Origin of the sequence: Asticcacaulis sp. SL142 (assembly GCF_026625745.1) — a bacterium.
In the GTDB taxonomy this organism is placed as follows: Bacteria; Pseudomonadota; Alphaproteobacteria; order Caulobacterales; family Caulobacteraceae; genus Asticcacaulis.
The window spans coordinates 1,333,055-1,353,259 of sequence record NZ_CP113061.1 but is presented as its reverse complement, the minus strand read 5'-3'; the positions used below and the strand labels follow the sequence as shown (position 1 = coordinate 1,353,259).

18 protein-coding genes are annotated in these 20,205 nt (G+C 57.6%); 12 read left to right on the top strand and 6 right to left on the bottom strand.

Annotation, left to right across the window (positions count from 1 at the left end):
• Positions 1-135 precede the first annotated feature (135 nt).
• Positions 136-1,230, top strand: coding sequence for an NADH:flavin oxidoreductase (locus OVA03_RS06165; protein WP_267527270.1), 1,095 nt, complete (start codon positions 136-138; stop codon positions 1,228-1,230).
• A gap of 50 nt (positions 1,231-1,280) precedes the next feature.
• Here OVA03_RS06165 and OVA03_RS06160 read toward each other — a convergent pair whose 3' ends face one another.
• Together OVA03_RS06160 and OVA03_RS06155 are read right to left on the bottom strand one after the other, a co-directional pair.
• The gene (locus OVA03_RS06160) at positions 1,281-1,799 is read right to left on the bottom strand and encodes a dihydrofolate reductase (protein WP_267527269.1); all 519 of its coding nucleotides are present in this window, start codon (positions 1,797-1,799) and stop codon (positions 1,281-1,283) included.
• Between the two features lie 5 nt (positions 1,800-1,804).
• Complete coding sequence (locus OVA03_RS06155; protein ID WP_267527268.1) at positions 1,805-2,611, bottom strand: thymidylate synthase; 807 nt, start codon at positions 2,609-2,611, stop codon at positions 1,805-1,807.
• 48 nt (positions 2,612-2,659) lie between these two features.
• On the opposite strand from OVA03_RS06155, the gene ilvC reads away from it, so the two are divergent.
• Positions 2,660-3,667 carry a ketol-acid reductoisomerase gene (ilvC, locus tag OVA03_RS06150; RefSeq protein WP_267527267.1) on the top strand — a complete coding sequence of 336 codons (1,008 nt, stop codon included), beginning with the start codon at positions 2,660-2,662 and terminating at the stop codon, positions 3,665-3,667.
• A 32-nt stretch (positions 3,668-3,699) separates the two neighbouring features.
• The gene (locus OVA03_RS06145) at positions 3,700-4,389 is read left to right on the top strand and encodes a hypothetical protein (RefSeq protein WP_267527266.1); all 690 of its coding nucleotides are present in this window, start codon (positions 3,700-3,702) and stop codon (positions 4,387-4,389) included.
• Positions 4,390-4,456: 67 nt separating this feature from the next.
• On the opposite strand, the gene OVA03_RS06140 is transcribed toward OVA03_RS06145, so the two are convergent.
• Complete coding sequence (locus tag OVA03_RS06140; protein WP_267527265.1) at positions 4,457-5,248, bottom strand: tRNA1(Val) (adenine(37)-N6)-methyltransferase; 792 nt, start codon at positions 5,246-5,248, stop codon at positions 4,457-4,459.
• A 161-nt stretch (positions 5,249-5,409) separates the two neighbouring features.
• Between OVA03_RS06140 and OVA03_RS06135 the strand changes: the two genes are divergently transcribed.
• Positions 5,410-6,459: a polyprenyl synthetase family protein gene (locus tag OVA03_RS06135; RefSeq protein WP_420710485.1), complete on the top strand. Its 1,050-nt coding sequence runs from the start codon at positions 5,410-5,412 to the stop codon at positions 6,457-6,459.
• 5 nt (positions 6,460-6,464) lie between these two features.
• On the top strand, positions 6,465-7,613 hold the full coding sequence (locus tag OVA03_RS06130) for an acyltransferase family protein (protein ID WP_267527264.1): 1,149 nt from the start codon (positions 6,465-6,467) through the stop codon (positions 7,611-7,613).
• A 13-nt stretch (positions 7,614-7,626) separates the two neighbouring features.
• Here the strand turns inward: OVA03_RS06130 and OVA03_RS06125 are convergent, their stop codons facing one another.
• Together OVA03_RS06125 and OVA03_RS06120 are read right to left on the bottom strand one after the other, a co-directional pair.
• The gene (locus tag OVA03_RS06125; RefSeq protein WP_267527263.1) at positions 7,627-8,721 is read right to left on the bottom strand and encodes a glycosyltransferase family 4 protein; all 1,095 of its coding nucleotides are present in this window, start codon (positions 8,719-8,721) and stop codon (positions 7,627-7,629) included.
• 176 nt (positions 8,722-8,897) lie between these two features.
• Entirely contained in the window at positions 8,898-10,106 is a 1,209-nt protein-coding gene (locus OVA03_RS06120) for a pyridoxal phosphate-dependent aminotransferase (protein ID WP_267527262.1), read from the bottom strand.
• Between the two features lie 340 nt (positions 10,107-10,446).
• Here OVA03_RS06120 and OVA03_RS06115 point away from each other — a divergent pair, with 340 nt between their 5' ends.
• The 6 genes from OVA03_RS06115 to rodA all read left to right on the top strand — a co-directional run bounded on the left by OVA03_RS06115 (position 10,447) and on the right by rodA (position 17,593).
• Positions 10,447-11,193, top strand: coding sequence for a TVP38/TMEM64 family protein (locus OVA03_RS06115; protein ID WP_267527261.1), 747 nt, complete (start codon positions 10,447-10,449; stop codon positions 11,191-11,193).
• A gap of 341 nt (positions 11,194-11,534) precedes the next feature.
• Complete coding sequence (locus OVA03_RS06110; protein ID WP_267527260.1) at positions 11,535-12,578, top strand: rod shape-determining protein; 1,044 nt, start codon at positions 11,535-11,537, stop codon at positions 12,576-12,578.
• A 79-nt stretch (positions 12,579-12,657) separates the two neighbouring features.
• Positions 12,658-13,827, top strand: a complete 1,170-nt coding sequence (locus OVA03_RS06105; protein ID WP_267527259.1) for a rod shape-determining protein MreC — start codon at positions 12,658-12,660, stop codon at positions 13,825-13,827.
• Complete coding sequence (locus OVA03_RS06100; protein WP_267527258.1) at positions 13,824-14,393, top strand: hypothetical protein; 570 nt, start codon at positions 13,824-13,826, stop codon at positions 14,391-14,393. Before OVA03_RS06105 ends, OVA03_RS06100 begins: the two co-directional genes overlap by 4 nt.
• A 12-nt stretch (positions 14,394-14,405) precedes the next feature.
• The gene (gene mrdA, locus OVA03_RS06095; RefSeq protein WP_267527257.1) at positions 14,406-16,421 is read left to right on the top strand and encodes a penicillin-binding protein 2; all 2,016 of its coding nucleotides are present in this window, start codon (positions 14,406-14,408) and stop codon (positions 16,419-16,421) included.
• An 8-nt stretch (positions 16,422-16,429) separates the two neighbouring features.
• Complete coding sequence (rodA, locus tag OVA03_RS06090) at positions 16,430-17,593, top strand: rod shape-determining protein RodA (RefSeq protein ID WP_267527256.1); 1,164 nt, start codon at positions 16,430-16,432, stop codon at positions 17,591-17,593.
• A gap of 212 nt (positions 17,594-17,805) precedes the next feature.
• Here the strand turns inward: rodA and pip are convergent, their stop codons facing one another.
• Complete coding sequence (gene pip / locus OVA03_RS06085) at positions 17,806-18,798, bottom strand: prolyl aminopeptidase (RefSeq protein ID WP_267527255.1); 993 nt, start codon at positions 18,796-18,798, stop codon at positions 17,806-17,808.
• A gap of 66 nt (positions 18,799-18,864) precedes the next feature.
• On the opposite strand from pip, the gene OVA03_RS06080 reads away from it, so the two are divergent.
• The gene (locus OVA03_RS06080) at positions 18,865-20,121 is read left to right on the top strand and encodes an MFS transporter (RefSeq protein ID WP_267527254.1); all 1,257 of its coding nucleotides are present in this window, start codon (positions 18,865-18,867) and stop codon (positions 20,119-20,121) included.
• Positions 20,122-20,205: the final 84 nt, after the last annotated feature.

Here is a 20,205-nt window from a genome sequence, read left to right as displayed (position 1 = left end):
AACCGCTGCCAGAGAAGGTTGACACCGATAAGCGGGCTTGAACGTCGATCCCCCGCTAATTTCATGCTCAGTTCTTGTGCAGCGCAAAATCGTAACTAAATCTGCATCAGTTACTTATTGACGCGGAGCGCGCACATGACCAATTCCACCCTGTTTTCCCCCTATAGCTTTAAGGGCCTCGACCTTAAAAACCGCATTGTCATGGCCCCCATGACCCGCCAGTTTTCGCCGGGCGGGACGCCGGGGCAGAATGTGGCCGATTACTATACCCGCCGCGCCAAGGGCAATGTTGGCCTGATCATTACTGAAGGTACGGTTATTGAACGCCCAGCCTCTAAGAACGAAGAAGGCATCCCCAATTTCTACGGCGCGGCCCTCGATGGTTGGCGCAAGGTGGTCGACAGTGTCCATGCTGAGGGCGGCCTGATCGCGCCGCAGATCTGGCACACGGGCGCCGTCTACGGCAATGATCCGGCCTGGAAGCCGACGCCGATGGACAGCCCGTCCGGCATCGCCCCTGATGGTACGCCGGTCGGCCAGCCGATGACGGAAACCGATATCGCCGACACCATTGCCGCCTTTGGGCGCGCGGCGGCCTCCGCCAAGGGCATTGGTTTTGACGCCATTGAGCTTCATGGTGCCCACGGCTACCTGATCGACGAGTTCTTCTTTGCCGGTTCCAATAAGCGCGACGACCAGTGGGGTGGGGCGACGCTGAGAGAGCGCACACGCTTTGCGGTCGAGGTGATTAAGGCCGCGCGCGCCGCGGTTGGGCCAGATTTCCCGATCATTATCCGCTTGTCGCAGTTCAAGCCCAATGCCTATGACGCCAAGGTCGCGGCCACTCCGGCAGAAATGGAAGACTGGCTGACCCCGCTGGTCGATGCCGGGGCTGATGTCATTCATGCCTCGCAACGCCGGTTCTGGGAACCTGAGTTTGACGGCTCTGCCCTCAACTTTGCCGGCTGGGCCAAAAAGATTACGGGCAAGCCGACTATCACGGTCGGTTCGGTCGGTTTGTCGGGTGAATTCATCGCCGGTTTTGGTGGCGAAGTCTCTAATCCCGCATCGCTGGATGAGCTGCTGCGCCGCCTGGATCGGGGTGATTTCGATCTGGTCGCGGTCGGTCGCGCCATCCTGTCTGACCCTGACTGGGTCGATAAGATTCGCACCGGCGAGACGGCCAGCCTGAAATCGTTTGATCGCTCACTGCTGGGTGAGTTGGTTTAAGCGCATTCTGAAAAGTGTGAAACGGTTTTCAGATACAAATGCGCGACTAACTAAGATTTTACCCGCTCATAGACCCGCGTGGTGAAGTCATAATCATCGCCTTCGCCCGCCTGATGGAACTGAGACGATACCTCTTTCCATAGGGCGGGGTCGATTTCGGGGAAGTGGGCGTCACCTTCCAGCCAGACATGGACCTCGGTCACATAAAGCCGGTCGGCTTTTTCGATGGTCTGCTCATAGACATTGGCGCCGCCGATGATGCAGATTTCATCGGCGCCGTCGTCTTTGGCGTGTTCGCGGGCGATCTCAATCGCTTCAAACAGGGTGGTGCAGATCAGGCCCCCCTCAGCCTCAAACAATATGTCGCGGCTAAGGACAAGGTTCAGCCGCCCCGGCAACGGCTTACGCGGCAGGCTGTCCCAGGTGTTTGAGCCCATGATGATCGGCTTGAACTGGGTGATGGCCTTAAACAGCTTAAGGTCGGATTTGAGGTGCCACGGCAAGGTGTTCTCACGTCCGATGACTCGGTTTTCGCTCATGGCGACAACGAGGGACAGCTTGGGTTTCATGAAGGCTATACCGCCACCGGCGCTTTCAACGCACCGTGGGATTGGTAGTTTTCGATAGCGATATCACCGTACTCAAACCCGAACAGGTCGCGGCCCTCGGCTAGTTTCAGCGTCGGGAAAGCGAACGGCGCGCGTTCCAACTGAGTTTTGGTCTGCTCGATGTGGTTCAGGTAGAGATGCACATCGCCAAACGCATGGACAAAATCACCGACCTCAAGCCCTACGGCTTGGGCCACCATATGGGTCAGCAGGGCGTATGAGGCGATATTGAACGGCACGCCTAAAAACACATCGGCCGAGCGCTGATATAACTGGCACGACAACTTGCCATCGGCGACGAAAAACTGGAACAGGCAATGGCATGGCGGCAGGGCCATGTCCTCAACCTCCGCCGGGTTCCACGCCGAAATCACATGGCGGCGGGAATAGGGATTGACCTTGAGGTTCTCAATGAGGGCGGCCATCTGGTCGATCACGCGGCCATCGGGGGCCGCCCACGATCGCCACTGCTTGCCATAGACGGGGCCCAGATCTCCGTTGTCATCGGCCCACTCATCCCAGATTGAAACTCCGTTATCTTTCAGGTATTTGATATTGGTGTCGCCGCGCAGGAACCACAGTAACTCCACCGCCACCGACTTGAAATGCACCTTCTTGGTGGTCAGAAGCGGAAAGCCTTTCGACAGGTCAAAACGGATTTGCCGCCCAAACAGCCCCAGCGTCCCGGTGCCGGTGCGATCTTCGCGCTTTGTGCCGGTGTCCAAAATCTCACGCAGCAAGTTGAGATACTGATATTCGGGGTGATCTGACATGGCGGTTACTTTATAGGTCAATTTGATTCCAATGGAGTATAGCCCGCTATGACCTTGCCCGTCTATCACGACCGTGACTGCGACCTGAGCGTCATCCAGAACAAGCGCGTGCTGATCATCGGCTATGGCTCGCAGGGGCGGACCCACGCGCTCAATGCCCGCGATTCCGGCGTGGCGGATATCCGCGTGGCACTTAAACCCGGCAGTGCGACCCGCGCCAAAGCCGCCGCCGATGGTTTTGAGGTGGTGACGGTGGCCGACGGCGTTATCTGGGCCGAAGTCATTGTGGTGCTGACCTCCGACGAAGCCCATCAATCTCTGTTCCGCGATGAGATTGCGCCGAATTTGCGCACCGGCCAGGCGTTGATTTTCGCGCATGGATTATCGGTCAATTTTGGGCTGGTGTCGCCGCCTGCCGATGTCGATGTCATTCTGGTCTCGCCCAAGGGTATCGGGCCGCGCATCCGCGACATTTACGTGGAAGGGCAGGGCGTGTTTTGCCTGTTTGGCGTGCATAATGACGCGACGGGTAGCGCCAAAACGATCGGTCTATCTTACGCCGCGGCCTTGGGCTGCGGGCGCAAGGGCATACTGGAAACGACCTTTAAGGACGAATGCGAAAGCGACCTGTTCGGGGAGCAGGTCGTGCTGTGTGGCGGTACGCGCGAACTGGTCTCGACCGCGTTTCAGACCCTGGTCGATGCGGGCTATCCGCCCGAAGTGGCGTGGTTTGAAACCTGCTATGAGTTGAAGCTGGTCGTCGATCTGTTGTTTGAACGCGGCATGTCGGGCGGGTTTGAAAAGATATCGAACACGGCGGAATACGGCGCTTATCTGACCGGCCCGCGGGTCATTGGTGAGGCTTCAAAAATGGCTATGCAGGGGGTGCTCAAAGACGTGCAATCGGGTGATTTTGTCCGCGCTCTGATGGCCGATTACGACGCCGGCAGCCCCGACCTTTTGGCCCGCCGCGCGGCGTTAAAAGGGAATCTGCTTGATCAGACCAAGGGGTATTTGGATGATATCTCCCTCTCCCCGCGTGCGGGGAGAGGGTAAGGGGTAAGGGGTGAGGGGCAAAACAGGGTAACATGCGGAAAGTCACTGAATATACCATAGCTACTTTGCTGTTCGTTACGGCTTTTGCCATTTGGTACGCCGTATCCTGGCTGCTTTGGCATAACGGCGACAAAAATCCGAATTTCGAGAAAATGCTTAAACTGGCACAAGAGACTCCAGTGCCAGAGTCTTATGTAAATGCCAGTTGTCGATATGTTGCTGATAAAGCAGATCAGCAAGCGTGCCGGTCGTATTTGGAAGAGCGTTATAAAGTTGAAAAGCAATATGTTGATGGACATAGTGAGCAGGTAATATACCTGACAATTCCACATAAAATTCCTGATGAAGAGTGTGCATTGATGAGTTTAGCACTCAGGGACAACTGGATTGAAGATGATGGTAATATCTACGAAAATTATCATGGTGCATTGAACTGCGATTTTTCAAAGCATGGCCTGAAACATATTGAGTATAAAAATAACGATGGTGGATATGTAATATTCGCTGAGACTTATGAGAGGCGCGTAGTCAGTAAAGATGAATATGAACTGTGGGTTAGAAATGTTTATGTAACCCGTCCAAGATACACCCCCTTTAAGCAAAAAGCATATATTGAATACGGTTACGATGGTGAGGCGGGTAGTGGTAGCCGGTGCTTTTATGAGCGTATTAAAGGCGAGTGGAGAAAATCGGGTGACTGTGTGGTGATATGGGAAAGCTAAGTTGACCCCACCTTCCGGCCTGATAAATCAGGCCTCCCTCCTCCCCTCCATGAGGGGAGGTTCTAAGTCACCACCCCAATAGCGCCTCACCGCGCAGGATCGCCTCGACTTCGGGGGTGTGTTTGCGGTCGCCATCGTCATGCAAAACCAAGGGCGGCAACAGCTTCAATGGGGCCTTGCCGAGGCGTTTGGCGCGGACGATGACGCGCTTGGCGGGCTGATCCACAAAGGGCTGGATCGGGCGGATGATGAACGATCCGCACCGGCCTGATAAGCCATTCAGCAGATCAAAAAGCCGGTCGGCACGGTGGACAAACAAAATCTCGCCGCCGTCCTTGACCGAACTTTGCGCAAACTCAGTCCACGCAGAAAGTCCATCATCGGCGATCCAGGCCGGGCGCTTAAGCTCATGGGGCGCACGCAGCAATGTCGGGTCATCAAAATAGGGCGGGTTGGACATCACCATATCAAAGCGTTCCAGCCCAAACGATTTAAAGCCCTTGCCGACATCGCCGTTGATGGCGATATGCCGCGCTGCCGGATCGTTGCGTTTGATGTTTTCCTGCAATAATTCAAAGCTTTGCGGTTCACGTTCTATGCCGGTTGCGACCACCTGCGGGCAGCGCCGAAACAGAGACAGCATGACCCCGCCGACCCCGCAACCCAGTTCCAGCACCCGCACAGGTTTGACGCGGTCTTCGGCCAGCACACCCGCGGCGGCGGCGGCCAGCAGGGCGCCGTCCATGCCGATGCGATAGCCCTTGGCCGGTTGCCACAAATCGACCCGCCCGTTCAGCAGGGTGGTCTCGACAACGCCAAAGGGCAAATCAGAGGGTAAATCAGGGGACAGGTCTTCCATGACGCGGCCATACTACAGATTGCGACAAAACGACATAGTCCCGATTAAGACATGCCCACGCCGCCTTTATTAAGATATAACGCAAACGCTACTGACAAAGGCATGGACACCTGCGAAAAGGGGGGGTATGGCGATATTTCGAGTGTATCAGGAGTATGGTTTTGGACACGGCTGACATTGATAAAATCAGAGCCTGGGAAAAAATCCGCGCCCGGCACGATACGAAAGCCCCCGTCGCTGATGTCAATGATCTGGTGCGCCTCAGTGCCGCCGATATGGATGATGTCAACGCCCTGATCCGTGCCCGTATGCAAAGCGATGTCGCCATTATTCCGGCCCTGGCCGATCACCTGATCGCCGCCGGCGGTAAGCGTTTGCGCCCGCTGCTGTGTGTGGCGGCGGCACGCCTGTGCGATACGTCAAACAGCCATCACCATAACCTGTCGGCGGCGGTGGAGTTCATCCATACTGCCACCCTGCTGCATGACGATGTGGTCGATTCGTCCAACCTGCGCCGGGGCAAGGTCGCGGCCCACCTGATCTGGGGCGCCCCGTCATCGGTTCTGGTCGGGGATTTTCTGTTCTCGCGCGCCTTTGAGTTGATGGTCGAGACCGGCTCGCTGGAAGCGCTCGGCATCCTGTCGAAAGCCTCCGCGGTGATTGCCGAAGGCGAAGTCTGGCAACTGACCAAGGCGTTCGACATTAACCTGACCATCGACACCTATATCGAGATCATTTCCGCCAAGACGGCGGCCCTGTTTGCCGCGGCGTCTGAGAGCGGGGCGGTATCGGCTAAGGCCACGCCGGAACAGCGCGAAGCTTTGCGGCTTTATGGGCTTTATCTGGGGCTGGCGTTCCAGATTCAGGACGATGCGCTCGATTATACCGGATCGGCGGCGGATCTGGGCAAAAACGCCGGTGATGACTTTGCCGAGGGCAAGGCGACGCTTCCATTGTTATTGGCTGTTCAGCGTTCTAAAGATACGCATGGCGATTTCTGGCACCGCGCCGTATCATTGCGCCAGCAAGCCGACGGCGACCTGCACACCGCGCAACAGATCATGAAAGATACTGGCGCTCTGGCCGATTCCATCGCCATGGCCCGCGATTATGCGGCTCAGGCCAAGGCGTGCCTATCGGCCTTTAAATCCTCGGCCTGGAAGACGGCGCTTGAAAATCTGGCCGACTACAGCGTCGCACGGCAGAAGTAGACCGTTTGACCCCTGACCGCGCACCTGATAATGGCCGGTTTTTTGAGCTGGATATACTGCGCGGGGTGGCGTCGCTTTTGGTGGTGGCATTTCACTATGTCCACTTTTATCACACCGATCAGTTTCAGCCTGACCTTTATATCAATGTGCCGTTTTTTGACCTGCTGAGGCCGATCTACAGCCACGGGCAATGGTTCGTCGAACTGTTCTTCACCATCTCTGGCTACGTGTTCTTCTGGCTGTACCGCGCACCCATCATGGCGGGGGCGGTGTCATTTCGGACGTTTGTGATCGCGCGTCTGGCGCGGCTTTATCCGCTCTATATCGCCACGCTGATCCTGACCGCCGGACTGATGATCATATTCCACGGCCTTTATGGCTATGACTATGTTTATCAGGCCAACACCGTCGGCAACTTCGCCTTAAGCGCCCTGATGGTCCAGCAATGGTGGGTAGGCGCGGTGCAAAGCTTTAACGGGCCGGTCTGGTCGATCTCGGTTGAAATGGGGCTGTACGGCCTTTTTTTCCTGTTTTGTACCCTGAAGCTGGGCCGGCGGTGGCTGTGGGTGATTGTAGCGCTCACAACGCCGCTGATGTGGCTGTGGCCGGAGGTGGCGTTCTTTCGCGGGCTGCCCAGCTTCTTTCTCGGCGGTATCGCCTATTTTGTGGCACGCGAACTGAGTGGGGTGGGGGTGCCAATCCGTAAGGGCATTTTGGGCGTGGTGGCGGCGGGCTGGGTTGCCGCCTACCTATTTGGCCATGACGGGCTGATGAACGGGGAGGTCATTGCCGTCTTTTCGCGTGAGGTCATGGTGTTGGGGTTGATGCCGCTGACCCTGGTGGCGGTCGATCTGTGGCGCGGGGTTATACCGGCTGTGCGCCTTAAGCCCTTTGTCTGGCTGGGGGACATCAGCTATTCGACCTATCTGATCCATTTCCCGTTGCAACTTCTGATCATGATTGGCCTGAACGGGCTGGCGCCGGCCACCAAGGTGGCGGTGATCGCATCGCCTTTGTTTTTCATGGCCTTTTTTGCCGCGTTAATTGGCCTGTCGATTGTCAGCTACGGCCAGTTTGAGATGACAGCGCGGCTTTATCTGCTCAGGCGGTTTTTGCCGCGCTATCGGCAGCAAAGCGCATCCCCAAAAGTGTAATGCGGTTTTGGGATCAGGATGCGCGTGAAAAAGAAAACAACTTGTAGCGCAGCCACAGCCAGCCAACCGCAAACAGCCAGAACAGTACGGCCAGTCCGACAAAACGCAGGTTTAGGCCGGTTTCAATATGGATATAGCGCATGGTCAGGCCGACCCCGCCGGAAAAGGCGCTTAAGCCCCACACCCGCAGGGCCATGTTGAGGTGCGACGGGTCTTTGTGGATCAGCCATTGCTGATAGAGGTGATCCCTGTGGGCCTCGAACAGCTTCGCACCGCTTTTGGCACGTAGGGCCAGGGTCAGCAGCACATCGACCAGCAGCGGCGCCAGTACATATCCGCCCAGCCACAGCGACGTCACCCCGGCATGGATCATCAGCAAAACGCCGCCGGTAATCAGCGCCCCGCCAAACAGCGATCCGGCGTCACCCTGAAACACCTTACCCAAGGGCAGATTGAACGGCAAAAAGCCGAGATGGGCCCCAAGCGCGCACACGCAGATCAGCAGCAGACCGGCGGCAAAATAGGTGCGCTCGCTTAAGGGCCCCAGCACAATGATCATGATGATCATCAGGCCCAGCGCTATGGATTGCGACCCGATGGCCAGTCCGTTTGAGCCATCCATGAAGTTGATGGTGTTTAGTCCCAGCACCAACCAGAAGGCTGTCCCCAGCATCCCCAGCCACGGCCACAGGCTGATCGCTGCGCCAAAGCCAAAATCAATGTGGACTATGGGGTAGGCGGTCGCAAACCCAAGGGCGAGGGCGACCTGAAACAACAGCTTGAACCTGGCATTGAGCGCGAACATGTCATCCAGTGCGCCGGATAGACCGAGAAGGGTCGCATAGATCAGCAGGGCAAAGCCGTGCCCGCCATCTCTGGGGATTTGGGCGTTAAACAGTATGCTGAAAATGGCAATGCCAAGCGCGGTCGCCGCCATGATGGCCATGCCGCCGGAGGTCGCGGTGGGCGTGCTGTGGGAGCCGCGGGCGCGCGGTCGGTCGACCGGGCCGCCGCGAATGGCCAGTTGCGTAAACGCGGCTGAGGCTATCGCGGATATGACAAAGGCCGCGATCAGGATTAAGGGCGGAATGATCCAGAACTTAATCATCGGTTGCGGCCTTATCAAAAGGTTTTAAGGTTTGATTTCCCTCTCCCTGTTTAAGGGGAGAGGGCTAGGGTGAGGGGTCTCTTTACCCAGCAGTGTCTACGGTAGCATCTTTTGCCCCTCATCCGGCCATGCCTGTCAGCATGTCCACCTTCTCCCCGCACGCGGGGAGAAGGAAATTATTTCAAGCTGGCGCAGAAGCGTTGAATACGCTCACAGGCCTCGTTGAGGACCGCTTCGGACGTAGCGTAGGAAATGCGGAAGAACGGCGACAGGCCAAACGCGGCACCGTGAACGACGGCCACGGTTTCGGTTTGCAGCAGTTCCGACGCGAAATCCTCATCGGTCATGATGACCTTGCCCGAAGGGGCGGTCTTACCGATCACGCCCTCAATTGACGGATAGACGTAGAATGCGCCCTCTGGCGTCGGGCAGGTGATGCCTTCGCAGGCATTGAGACCGGCGACCACCAGATCTCGGCGCTTCTGGAACACGGCAGCACGTTCCGGGATAAAATCCTGCGGCCCGTTGAGCGCCTCAACGGCGGCCCACTGGGCGATCGAGCAGGGGTTGGAGGTCGATTGCGAAATGATCTTCGACATCGCCTTGATCAGCGGCTCAGGGCCCGCGCAATAACCGATGCGCCAGCCGGTCATGGAATAGGCCTTTGACACGCCGTTCATGGTAAGCGTCCGGTCATAAAGTTCCGGCACGACCTGAGCGATGGTGGTGTATTTAAAGCCATCAAAGATCAGGTGCTCATACATGTCGTCGGTCAGAATCCAGACCTGCGGGTGCTTTTTCAGCACTTCGCCCAGCGCCTTAAGCTCAGCCTCGGTATAGGCCGCTCCCGATGGGTTGGACGGTGAGTTGAGGATCAGCCACTTGGTCTTGGGCGTGATAGCAGCCTCTAAGGTTTCCGGCTTCAGTTTGAACCCATCGGCCATTTCGCCCACAGCGAACACCGGCGTGCCACCGGCCAGCAGCACCATATCCGGATAGGATACCCAGTACGGTGCGGGAATGATCACTTCGTCGCCGACGTTTACCGACGCCATCATGGCGTTATAGATGACCGGCTTACCGCCCGGAGAGACGGACACTTGGGTCGTCGTATAATCCAGACCGTTTTCGCGCTTGAACTTGGCCACAATGGCGGCTTTAAGTTCAGGGATGCCGTCGACGTCGGTGTAGCGGGTTTCACCGCGCTTGATGGCCTTGATGGCCGCGTCGCAGATGTTTTCCGGCGTATCAAAATCGGGTTCACCGGCACCAAGGGAAATGACCTTCTTGCCTTCACGGGCCAGGGCACGGGCCTTGGCGGTGACGGCCAGCGTCGGTGACGGCTTGACGCGTTTCAGGGTTTCGGATTCGGAAAAGGGGGCCATGAGCGTTCCTGCGGAAGGTATGGGTGTATCGGTTGCGAAGCTACGGGTCAGCGGATTTGACGTGCCGCTGGTAAAACTCAAAATTCTCTTTACGCGCCCCGTGTCGTTTGTCCACTCGTCAAAGTTCATTTGCGGATGATTTCGTACTCGGTAAGGTGAATAAGACGGGACAGGTGTATCCCTGAAGTCATAGTTTATGACGTTGCGGCGGCTTTATCATCTATTGCGCCTTTGAGTAGCCGAAATCAGTTGATAGGTGTCATTTTCGGGTTTAAGTGCCCCAAAAGTCACCGTCACACGCGGTAGTTACCGCTGTGACGGGTTGCGGATAAGTGAAACCATGGTGCAAAGCCTTAAGGCCCTCTGGGACAATGTGTGGTCCTTCCTGACCAATATGGACTCAAAGGTCATGCGCGCCGTGTGGGTGACGCTGGCCCTGTTTGCCTGCGTCGGCCTTGTGTTCATGATCGGTAAGACCGATATCGGCCATGAACTGACCCATGAACTCGAAGCGTGGATGGCGCACTATTCCAGGTCGCCGTGGGCGGTGTTCATTGTCATCGCGGTCTTTACGATTTCAGCCTTTATCGCCGCCCCCCAATTCGTTTTGATCGCCGCCTGCGTGGTGGCGTTCGGGCCGTGGCTGGGCTTTGCCTATTCATGGGTCGCCACGATCGTCTCTGCCGCCGTGACCTTTTATGCCGGCCGGTTTATTGGCGCGGATACCCTGGCTAAAATCGAAGGCAAGCGCATGCAGCGCCTGTCGGAATATATCGGGCGTAATTCATTCAGCGCATCGTTTATCGTGCGCAATGTCCCCTCAGCGCCATTTATCATCGTCAACATGGCGTTCGGTGTGTCTAAGGCGCGTTTTTCAGGGTTTATCTTAGGCTGTGCGCTGGGTTCTATCCCTAAGACCGCACTTGTGGCCCTGTTCGGATCGTCGTTTTCCAGGCTCACCTCCGGCGGTGACTGGCGCGGTGCGGCGCTCATTGCCGCCATCGGTCTGGCGTGGATGGCCCTGATGATTTTTGCCCGCACCCTGATCGAGAAATGGCGCGAAGCGGGTCGTGGCCCAACTTCTTAGGAACCGCCGCCTAAAAGCTGGCCCGAAAAAAGCCGCAATAGGGTGGTGGGTTTGCGTCACTATTTTTTGGTTTTAATTTCATCATAGTCCTGAAAAACAAAGGCTTTTAAACGGGCCTTATTATTTTGAATCATCTTTTTAAACTTGTCGCTTGCAATTGATTCCAGTTAAGGGCAAGTGACTGTCTCCCTGACATCGGGCATATGGTTTATGTGCATGGTTTGCAGCCTGTCTGCCCCGTCCGGATGAGGTGTCTTTGGCCGCTACTGATCACTCAGGTGGGGGCTTAGACGCAGATTAAAAAGTAATTCTGATCAGACTTCAAACAGCGGTTGTATTCTATGTTAAAAGGCTTCTTCGGCGGGTTCTCGAACGACATTGCGATGGATTTGGGGACGGCCAATACGCTCATATACATGAAGGGCCGGGGCATAGTTCTCAATGAGCCGTCGGTGGTCGCGCTGCGTAATGTCGGCGGCCGCAAGGTGGTTCACGCCGTGGGCATAGAGGCCAAGCAGATGCTGGGCCGCACGCCGGGCCACATGGAAGCCATCCGCCCGATGAAGGACGGCGTTATCGCTGACTTCGAAGTCGCCGAGGAAATGATCAAATATTTCATCCGTAAGGTCCATAACCGCAAAGGCTTTGTGAACCCCAAGGTGATCGTGTGCGTGCCGTCGGGGGCCACCGCCGTGGAGCGCCGCGCCATCAACGATTCGTGCCTGAACGCTTCGGCGCGCCGCGTGGGTCTGCTTGATGAGCCTATGGCCGCCGCGATCGGTGCCGGTCTGCCGATCCATGAGCCGACCGGATCTATGGTCGTTGATATCGGTGGCGGGACGACCGAAGTGGCCGTTCTGTCGCTGTCGGGTATCGTCTATTCGCGCTCCGTGCGCGTCGGCGGCGATAAGATGGACGAAGCCATCACCAACTTCATGCGCCGTAACCACAATCTGCTGATCGGTGAAACGACCGCTGAGCGCATCAAAAAAGACATTGGTACGGCACGGGTGCCCCATGACGGCGAAGGTCTGGCCATCGACGTTAAGGGCCGCGACCTGATGCAGGGCGTACCGCGTGAAGTGCGCATCTCTGAGCGTCAGGCCGCTGAAGCCCTGGCAGAACCGGTCGCCCAGATCATTGATGCGGTTAAGGTGGCGCTTGAGGCCACTCCGCCGGAACTAGCTGCTGACATTGCCGACAAAGGCATTATGCTGACGGGCGGCGGCGCGTTGCTGCGTGGTCTGGATGTCGAAATCCGCGATCAGACCGGCCTGCCGGTGTCTGTGGCCGAAGATCCGCTGTCGTGCGTGGCGATTGGTTGTGGTCGCGTGCTGGAGCATCCGCGCTGGATGCGCGGGATTCTGGACGCCACTTTATCTTAAAAACTTAGCCTAAATTCTGTCGCCAATCGGCGCTATAAGGCCTGAATAAGTTTAAGTCTGTTGATTCGGGGTCAGTCGCGTGCCGCAAGGGGATAAGCATTTTGAGCACCTGAAGCTGCCGGTCAACTGGGGCGTGATGGCTCTGGTCGCGGCGGTGTGTATCTTTGGTGCGCTCAGCTTTCTGGGTGACCGACGCGAAGAGGTGTCGGGGCGTTCCTACGGCAACCGCTCAGGCTTTGATGCCGCCGCAGGGCCCGCCAGCAATGTACTGGCCACCCCCGCCCATGTGGTCGGTGACGGGGCCAACTGGATCGACGATTACTTCTTTGCCGTGCGCGAAAACCGCATCCTGAAAAAACGGGTGCAGGATCTGTCGCTGTACCGCGATATGTATTTCCAGCAAAAAGACATTTCCGAACGCTACGAAAAGCTATTGAACCTGCGCACCGAGCCACCGGTTGAGATGGTCACGGCCCGTTCAGTGTCCGTCTCGCGCGGGCCGTTCAACAATAATCGCCTGATTGACGCCGGATCGAACGTAAAGATTCGTTTTGGCAATCCCGTCATTACCGATCAGGGGCTGGTCGGTCGCGTGGTCGGCGTCAGCCCAAAGGTCAGCCGCGTGCTGATGATCACCGATGTGGTCAGCCGTACCCCGATCATGATTGCCCGCTCCGACGCCCGTGCCGTCATGTCCGGCGATGGTGGTGATTTCCCGCGCCTTGATTTCGTGCGCGGCAAGGATGCGGTTAAAAAAGGCGACCAGATATTGACCTCCGGCGATGGCGGCATCTTCCCGCGCGGTTTGCCGGTGGGCGAAGCGGTGCAGGGGGTCGATAAGGTCTGGCGGGTCAAGCTCTATGCCAACCGGGCCCCGATCGATTTTGTGAAAATCCTGCTTTACGAAGATTTTTCACAGTTCCCGGAAGCCGATCAGGTGCTGATGACGCCGCAGATCACCGAACTTCTGCCGCAGCCGGCAATACCGCAACCTGTGACCGCAGAGGCGGCGGCATCCTCAGCAGGTGTGGCCTCAACACCGGCAGTCGGTGGCGCGACCTCAAGTGCGGTCGCTCCGGTTTCGGGAGTGTCCGCGACCTCGGCCGCCACCCGTCCGACAGCGCCTCGGCCTGCACAACCGCGTCCTGCTGCACGGACAACGCCATCGGCCACACAGCCTGCCCAAGCGCAATCGCAGGCCCAAACCCAAAGCGCTGCGGCCACGCCTTCGACTGAGGTGCCTTTTTGAAAACGCCGTTTATCAAGACGCCGCTTAAGGTGACGCTTGATCGCGGCGTGCGCAAAGGCATGGCCCAGCGCATGATCGGCCCGCTCGACTGGATCGGCTGGCCCGCGCTGTGGGTGCTGGCCGGAACTATCATTCTGGCGACCCCTATGAAAATATTCGGGTTCTATTTGCCGGAGCCGGTCTTGCCGTTGGCTTTGGCGTTTGCATGGCCACTGATCCGTCCGTCCTATATTGCGCCGTTGGTGCTGGCGCTGATGGGCGCATTTCTGGATTATTTCTGGGGTGCCCCGCTGGGGTTCTGGACCCTGTCACTGATGATTGTCTACGGCGTGACCTTTTTGTTGCGCGGGTATATGGTCGGGCAGGACATGATGGTCATTACGGCCCTCTATGGTTCGGCAGTGATCGGATTTTTCGTACTCAATACCCTGTTGGCAACGATTGATTCTGGCATGGTGCCGCGCCTGATCAGTGTGTTCGAGCAGGCTCTGGCGACCTTTGCGTCGGTATTTCTGGTGTTGTGGCTGTTGGAAACCTTCGTCCACGCCGATGTGCGCTTTCAGTGAGTAATGGCATAGATGGCTGAAACCTCGATCATTTTCAGCGATGTCAACGAACGTCAGGGCGTGTTCTCACGGCGCGTCTTCCTGATGGGCGGGGTGGTGGCGTTTGGCCTGTTTGCCCTAACCGGACGGCTGGCGCAGCTTCAGCTTATCGAAGGTGGCAAGTACCGGCGCCTATCCTCGGCCAATCAGTTCAACTACCGCCTGATCCCGCCGCCGCGCGGGCAAATCCTCGATCGCAACGGCGTGGTCATTGCCGGAAACCGGCCATCGTTTTCGGTGCTGGTAATGCGCTCTCAGGTCAAGGATATAGACGAGACCCTGGATCAGATCGCCTATGTCCTGCCGCAGACCCTGCTGCGCCGCCGGGCGATCCTGCGCGACATAAACCAAAGCCGGCGGTTTGCACCGACCGCCATTGCCACCGACCTGAACTGGGAAGATTTCGCCAAGGTCAACCTCTATGCCTCGACCATTCCGGGCGTGGATGTGTCGATGGATGAGGTGCGCGTGTACCATTACGGCGGCGCGTTTTCCCACGTCATCGGCTATGTGGGTAAGATTTCCGACAAAGACCTTAAGGCCGAGACCGCCGCGGTGGGCGACGAAGAACAGCTTGACCCCATCCTGCTGCACCCCGGTTTTCGTATCGGCAAGCAAGGCATTGAAAAGGCCTTCGACAAAGACCTGCGCGGGGTAGCAGGGGCACGTAAGATTGAAGTCAACGCCACCGGCAACATCATTGCCGAAGACTCAGACGGCATGCGTCCGGCCACACCCGGCGAAGATGTCGTCCTGACGCTGGATGCCGAGATTCAGCAACGCGCGCTGGAGGTCTTTGGCGAAGATTCCGGCGGGGCGGTGTTGATGAACATCCACACCGGCGAAGTGCTGTGCATGATGTCGGCGCCGTCGTTCGATCCCAACCTGTTCGTGTCGGGGATATCGTCTAAGGCGTACGGCCTGTTGCGCGACTATGAGCGCCTGCCGCTGCTCGATAAGTGCATCGGCTCGACCTATGCGCCGGGCTCCACATTTAAGGTGGCGACGGCTCTGGCCTTCCTTGAGGGCGGCATAAACCCTGAAGAGCGGGTGGTGTGCTCAGGCAGTTACCGCTACGGCAATCGCTCCTTTGCCTGCCACAAACGCGGTGGTCATGGCCCACAGACCATGCATGATGCCATTAAAAACTCATGCGACGTCTATTTCTACCACATGTGTAATCGGGCTGAGGCCGGTCCCGACCGCATCGCCCAGACGGCGCGGGCGCTCGGTATGGGCCATATCTTTGAAAACTTTGAAATCGCGGGTCAAAAGCGCGGCACCATTCCTGACCGCGAATATAAGCGCACGGCCTTTAAGAACGATCCGAAATGGCATCCGGGGGAAACCCTTTCGGTCGCCATCGGTCAGGGCTATGTGACGACCTCAGCCCTGCAATTATGTACCTATATCGCCCGCATCGCCAATGGCCAGAAGGCGGTTGAGCCCTATCTGGTCAAGAAAATCGGCGAAGTTGAAAAAGTTCCGTTCAAGGATTTCAAAGACTTGCCGTTCTCAAGGGCGCATCTTGATATCGTCCGCGCGGGTATGGTCGCGGTGTCCAATGATGTAACCGGCACGGCGTACCGCAATTCGCGCCTGAACCTTGGCAATATCGAAATGGCGGGCAAGACCGGCACGGCGCAGGTACGCTCCTACGATAAGGTGACTAACCGCCGCAACGAAGGCATCCCGTGGAAACTGCGTGACCACGGCCTGTTTGTCGCCTTTGCGCCCGCCGATAACCCCAAATACGCCATTGCGGTCATCGTCCAGCACGGTATGGGCGGGTCGATGTTTGCGGCCCCGAAAGCGCGCGAAATCATGAAGCTGGCCCTGATCAAAGACCCTGAAATGCAGGCCCGCATCATTCAACCCATGCCGGTTGATCCGAATTTGGCCAATGCACCGGATCAGCCGCTGACGTCCGATGCGGCCCCCGAACCGCTTGATATCAACCCGTCGCCCGACGCTATCCCACCGCAGTAAGGTATCTTATGGCTGAAAGCGCACTGACACGCCCCGGACAACGCGAACGCTATCAGAACAAGTTCGCTCAGATTGACTGGACGCTGTGCCTGATGATGGCCCTGATCGCCGGTATGGGCTCACTGGTGCTCTATAGCGTCGGCGGCATGTCGTGGGAGCCGTGGGCCTATGACCATCTGTTCCGGTTTGGGCTGTGTTTCGTGGTCATGATCGGCCTGTCCATGATCAATCTCAGTATCTGGCTGAGTATAAGTTACTGGGCCTACGGCGGATCGCTGTTGCTGCTGTTTGCGGTTGAGTTGTTCGGTAAGGTCAAGATGGGGGCGCAGCGCTGGCTCGATATCGGTATCACCGACATTCAGCCATCCGAGTTTATGAAACTGGCCATCGTGCTGGCTCTGGCGCGCTGGTATCATGAAAATTCGGCCAAGGACGCTAACTGGTCGTGGAAACTGCTGGTGCCGATCTTCATGATCCTAATCCCGTTTACGTTGGTGGCGCACCAGCCGGATCTCGGCACCGCTATGCTGATCCTGATTACCGGTGTGGCGGTCATGGTGGCGGCGGGCCTGAACTGGAAAGCGATTGCGACGGCTGCGGGGGCAGGGATTGTCGCCATTCCGTTTGTGTTCACCTTTGTCCTGCACGACTATCAGGCCAAGCGCATCACCACCTTCCTTGATCCGGAATCCGATCCGTCAGGGTCGGGCTACCACATCCTGCAATCAAAGATCGCCATGGGCTCAGGCGGGCTGTTGGGTAAGGGGCTGGGACTCGGTTCACAGTCACAGCTTAACTTCCTGCCGGAAAAGCATACCGACTTTATCTTTGCAGCCGTATCCGAAGAACTGGGTTTTGTCGGCGGTGCATCGGTATTTCTGCTCTATGGGTTGGTGATTTTCATGGCCCTGCGCATTGCCATGCTGTCCCATAGCCACTTTGGACGGCTGGCTGTGGCAGGGACAATTGCCACCTTTGCCGTCTATGTGCTGATCAACGGGGCCATGGTCATGGGGCTGGCGCCGGTCGTGGGCGTGCCTATGCCGCTGTTGTCCTACGGCGGCTCGGTCATGCTGACGGTGATGGTGGGCTTTGGCCTGATCCAGGGCGTGAGGGTGCATAGATACCAGGAGCTACCCCGCCAGAATTCCATCTTCGCCCGCTTCGAGTAAGGGAAAATCGCGGTCTTTGGGCAGCTAATACGCAGTCTGCGCTTGCAGGTAGTTAGTCTACCTGCTGCGCTTGTCGGCTATTATCTGACTCAAATCTCACGATTTTCCAGCCGGTGGGCTGGATTTTTATACCTCCCCAACTTGTTGGTGAGCCGGGCGGCCGGTGCCGGGGACCGCTTTGCGTAGGAAAGAGGTGGTGTGGGCTCTTTTACCTACCCCAAAACCTCAGCCGCCTGATCGCAGGCGGCCACCAGCGCCTCTAATATCCCCGGATCGGACGACGAATGTCCGGCCTTACCGATCAGCTTAAAGCGCGCTTCCGGCCAAGCCTTGTGCAAGGCCCAGGCGCTGTCCATCGGGGTGACCACATCAAACCGGCCCTGAATGATCCATGCCGGAATATGGCGGATACGGTCGATGTGATCCAGTATCCAGGTCTCATGCTCAAAGAAGCCCTTGTTCTGGAAGTACCACGATTCAATGCGCGCAAAGGCAACCGCAAAGTCAGTATCGGTGAATTTTGACGGTGTGTCGGACGGCCCTTCGATCGACAGGGTGGCCCCCTCCCAGCCGCTCCACGCCAGAGCCGAGGCCGCTTGCGCCGCCTTATCCTCACCATTCAGGCGGCGGATGTGGGCGGCCATCAGGTCGTGGCGCTCATCTTCGGGGATGGGTGCTACGAAATCTTCCCAGATATCGGGAAACAGATAGCTGGCACCCTCCTGATAGAACCATTTCAGCTCTTTTGGGCGGACCATGAATATGCCGCGTAAGATCAGCGCGGTCACCTTATCCGGGTGGCTGATGGCGTAAGTGAGCGCCAGCGTCGATCCCCATGACCCGCCAAACACCGCCCATTGCTCAATCCCCAGCTTTTGACGCAGGGCTTCGATATCGGCCACGAGATGCCAGGTCGTGTTGTCGCTCAGGTCAGGATCGCTTGAGGCATGGGGCGTCGATTTCCCGCAGCCACGCTGATCGAATAGGATGATGCGGTAGAGCTTCGGATTAAAGTAACAACGTAAATTCGGGCTGGTGCCGCCGCCCGGGCCGCCGTGCAGCACGACGACCGGAACGCCGTCCGGGTTGCCGCTTTGCTCATAATAGATCCGGTGGCGTCCCCCCGCGGCCATAAAGCCTGCATCATAGGGTTCTATGGCGGGATAGAGGCCCTTTGCGGGTCTGGGGTTGAGGGAATCGGTCATAATCAAGTGGCGTTTGAGACAGTTGCGATGGTAATGGGCTGGTGTAAGGCCTATCAAAGACTGAAAATGTCACGGATCACAATACCTTTTTCCCGCAAAGACCCGCAATCGCCGCGGCGTGATTTGTCGACGCGCGCCCGTCAGGCATTGTTTTACACCTTTGTCTATATCGGCACCGGCGCGTCATTGCCGTACATGCCGCTGTGGTTCCAGTCGCAGGGCTTAAGCGGGTCTGAGATCGGGCTTATTCTGGCCGTGCCGCTGCTGCTGCGGGCAGCTTCTGGGCCGGTTATCGGGGTGTGGGCCGATAATTTTAAGCTTTACCGCACGCCGATGATATGGCTGGCTCTGGCGGGGGCGATTTTTTTCGCCGCGATGGGGACGTCACCCGCGTTCGGTGACCACAAATTCTACGGCTTTCTGGTGCTGTGGACGGTGGGCTACACGCTGACCACTTCGGTTAGTCCGCTGATTGACGCCATGACCTTTCAACTGGCCGCCAAGGAGGGCTTTGCCTACACCTTTCCGCGCGCGATCGGTTCGGCGGTGTTCGTGGCCACAAATATCCTGCTGGGGTTTTTGCTGACCCTGATGACGCCGGATATTATCTGGGTGTGGGTGGTGCTGGCGGGGTTGGGTATTTCGGCCGCCGCAGCCCTTATACTGCAACCGAAATCAAAAGACGACCTGCCGGACGCGGATAAGATCGCGGACGAGGGGGCGCGTGAAGGCGGGGTCGCACGGTTAAAAACCCTGCTGGCTAACCGAAAGCTGGTGTGGGTGGTGGTGGCTATGGGCTGTTTTCAGGCCTCCCACAGTTTTTATTACGGTTTTTCGACCATTATCTGGCGCGATTTGGGCTATAGCGGCACCATTTGCGGCTATCTGTGGGCTGTGGGCGTGGTCGCCGAAGTCGCCTATATGTGGTTTACCCTGGCATGGCGGCGAAGGGTCGGGCCGTGGCGGATGCTGGTTCTGGCAGGGATTTTAAGTGTAGTGCGCTGGGGGATCATGGCCCTGTCGCCGCCATTGTCTGTGCTGTGGTTCGTTCAGGCCCTGCATGCGTTCAGCTTTGCCGCCATCTACCTGGCCGGGCTTGAACTGGTGCAGACCCTGTCGCCGCGCCGCCTGGGCAGTCTGGCCCAAAGTCTCAATGCTGCCTTTACGACCGGGGTGATGATGGGCTTAGGGACGCTGGCATCAGGCGCCGTCTATGACCGTATTGGGTCGGGTGGTTACGCTCTGATGGCAGGGGTGTCACTGGCCGGGCTTGGCATTGCTGTGTGGCTCTATTTAGTTCCCTCTCCCCGCGCCCTCAAGTAGCGAAGCGATAGGGCAATCAGAATGACGGGGAGAGCGGGGCGGCCCGTGCCGGCTAGGGTGAGGGGCCTTAACAAGCTTTCAACA

Bases quoted from the DNA above. Each gene is read 5' to 3' on its own strand.
- OVA03_RS06165 (WP_267527270.1), top strand. From the start codon at position 136: ATGACCAATTCCACCCTGTTTTCCCCCTATAGCTTTAAGGGCCTCGAC.
- OVA03_RS06160 (WP_267527269.1), bottom strand. From the start codon at position 1,799: ATGAAACCCAAGCTGTCCCTCGTTGTCGCCATGAGCGAAAACCGAGTC.
- OVA03_RS06155 (WP_267527268.1), bottom strand. From the start codon at position 2,611: ATGTCAGATCACCCCGAATATCAGTATCTCAACTTGCTGCGTGAGATT.
- ilvC (WP_267527267.1), top strand. From the start codon at position 2,660: ATGACCTTGCCCGTCTATCACGACCGTGACTGCGACCTGAGCGTCATC.
- OVA03_RS06145 (WP_267527266.1), top strand. From the start codon at position 3,700: ATGCGGAAAGTCACTGAATATACCATAGCTACTTTGCTGTTCGTTACG.
- OVA03_RS06140 (WP_267527265.1), bottom strand. From the start codon at position 5,248: ATGGAAGACCTGTCCCCTGATTTACCCTCTGATTTGCCCTTTGGCGTT.
- OVA03_RS06125 (WP_267527263.1), bottom strand. From the start codon at position 8,721: ATGATTAAGTTCTGGATCATTCCGCCCTTAATCCTGATCGCGGCCTTT.
- OVA03_RS06120 (WP_267527262.1), bottom strand. From the start codon at position 10,106: ATGGCCCCCTTTTCCGAATCCGAAACCCTGAAACGCGTCAAGCCGTCA.
- OVA03_RS06115 (WP_267527261.1), top strand. From the start codon at position 10,447: ATGGTGCAAAGCCTTAAGGCCCTCTGGGACAATGTGTGGTCCTTCCTG.
- OVA03_RS06110 (WP_267527260.1), top strand. From the start codon at position 11,535: ATGTTAAAAGGCTTCTTCGGCGGGTTCTCGAACGACATTGCGATGGAT.
- mrdA (WP_267527257.1), top strand. From the start codon at position 14,406: ATGGCTGAAACCTCGATCATTTTCAGCGATGTCAACGAACGTCAGGGC.
- rodA (WP_267527256.1), top strand. From the start codon at position 16,430: ATGGCTGAAAGCGCACTGACACGCCCCGGACAACGCGAACGCTATCAG.
- pip (WP_267527255.1), bottom strand. From the start codon at position 18,798: ATGACCGATTCCCTCAACCCCAGACCCGCAAAGGGCCTCTATCCCGCC.
- OVA03_RS06080 (WP_267527254.1), top strand. From the start codon at position 18,865: ATGTCACGGATCACAATACCTTTTTCCCGCAAAGACCCGCAATCGCCG.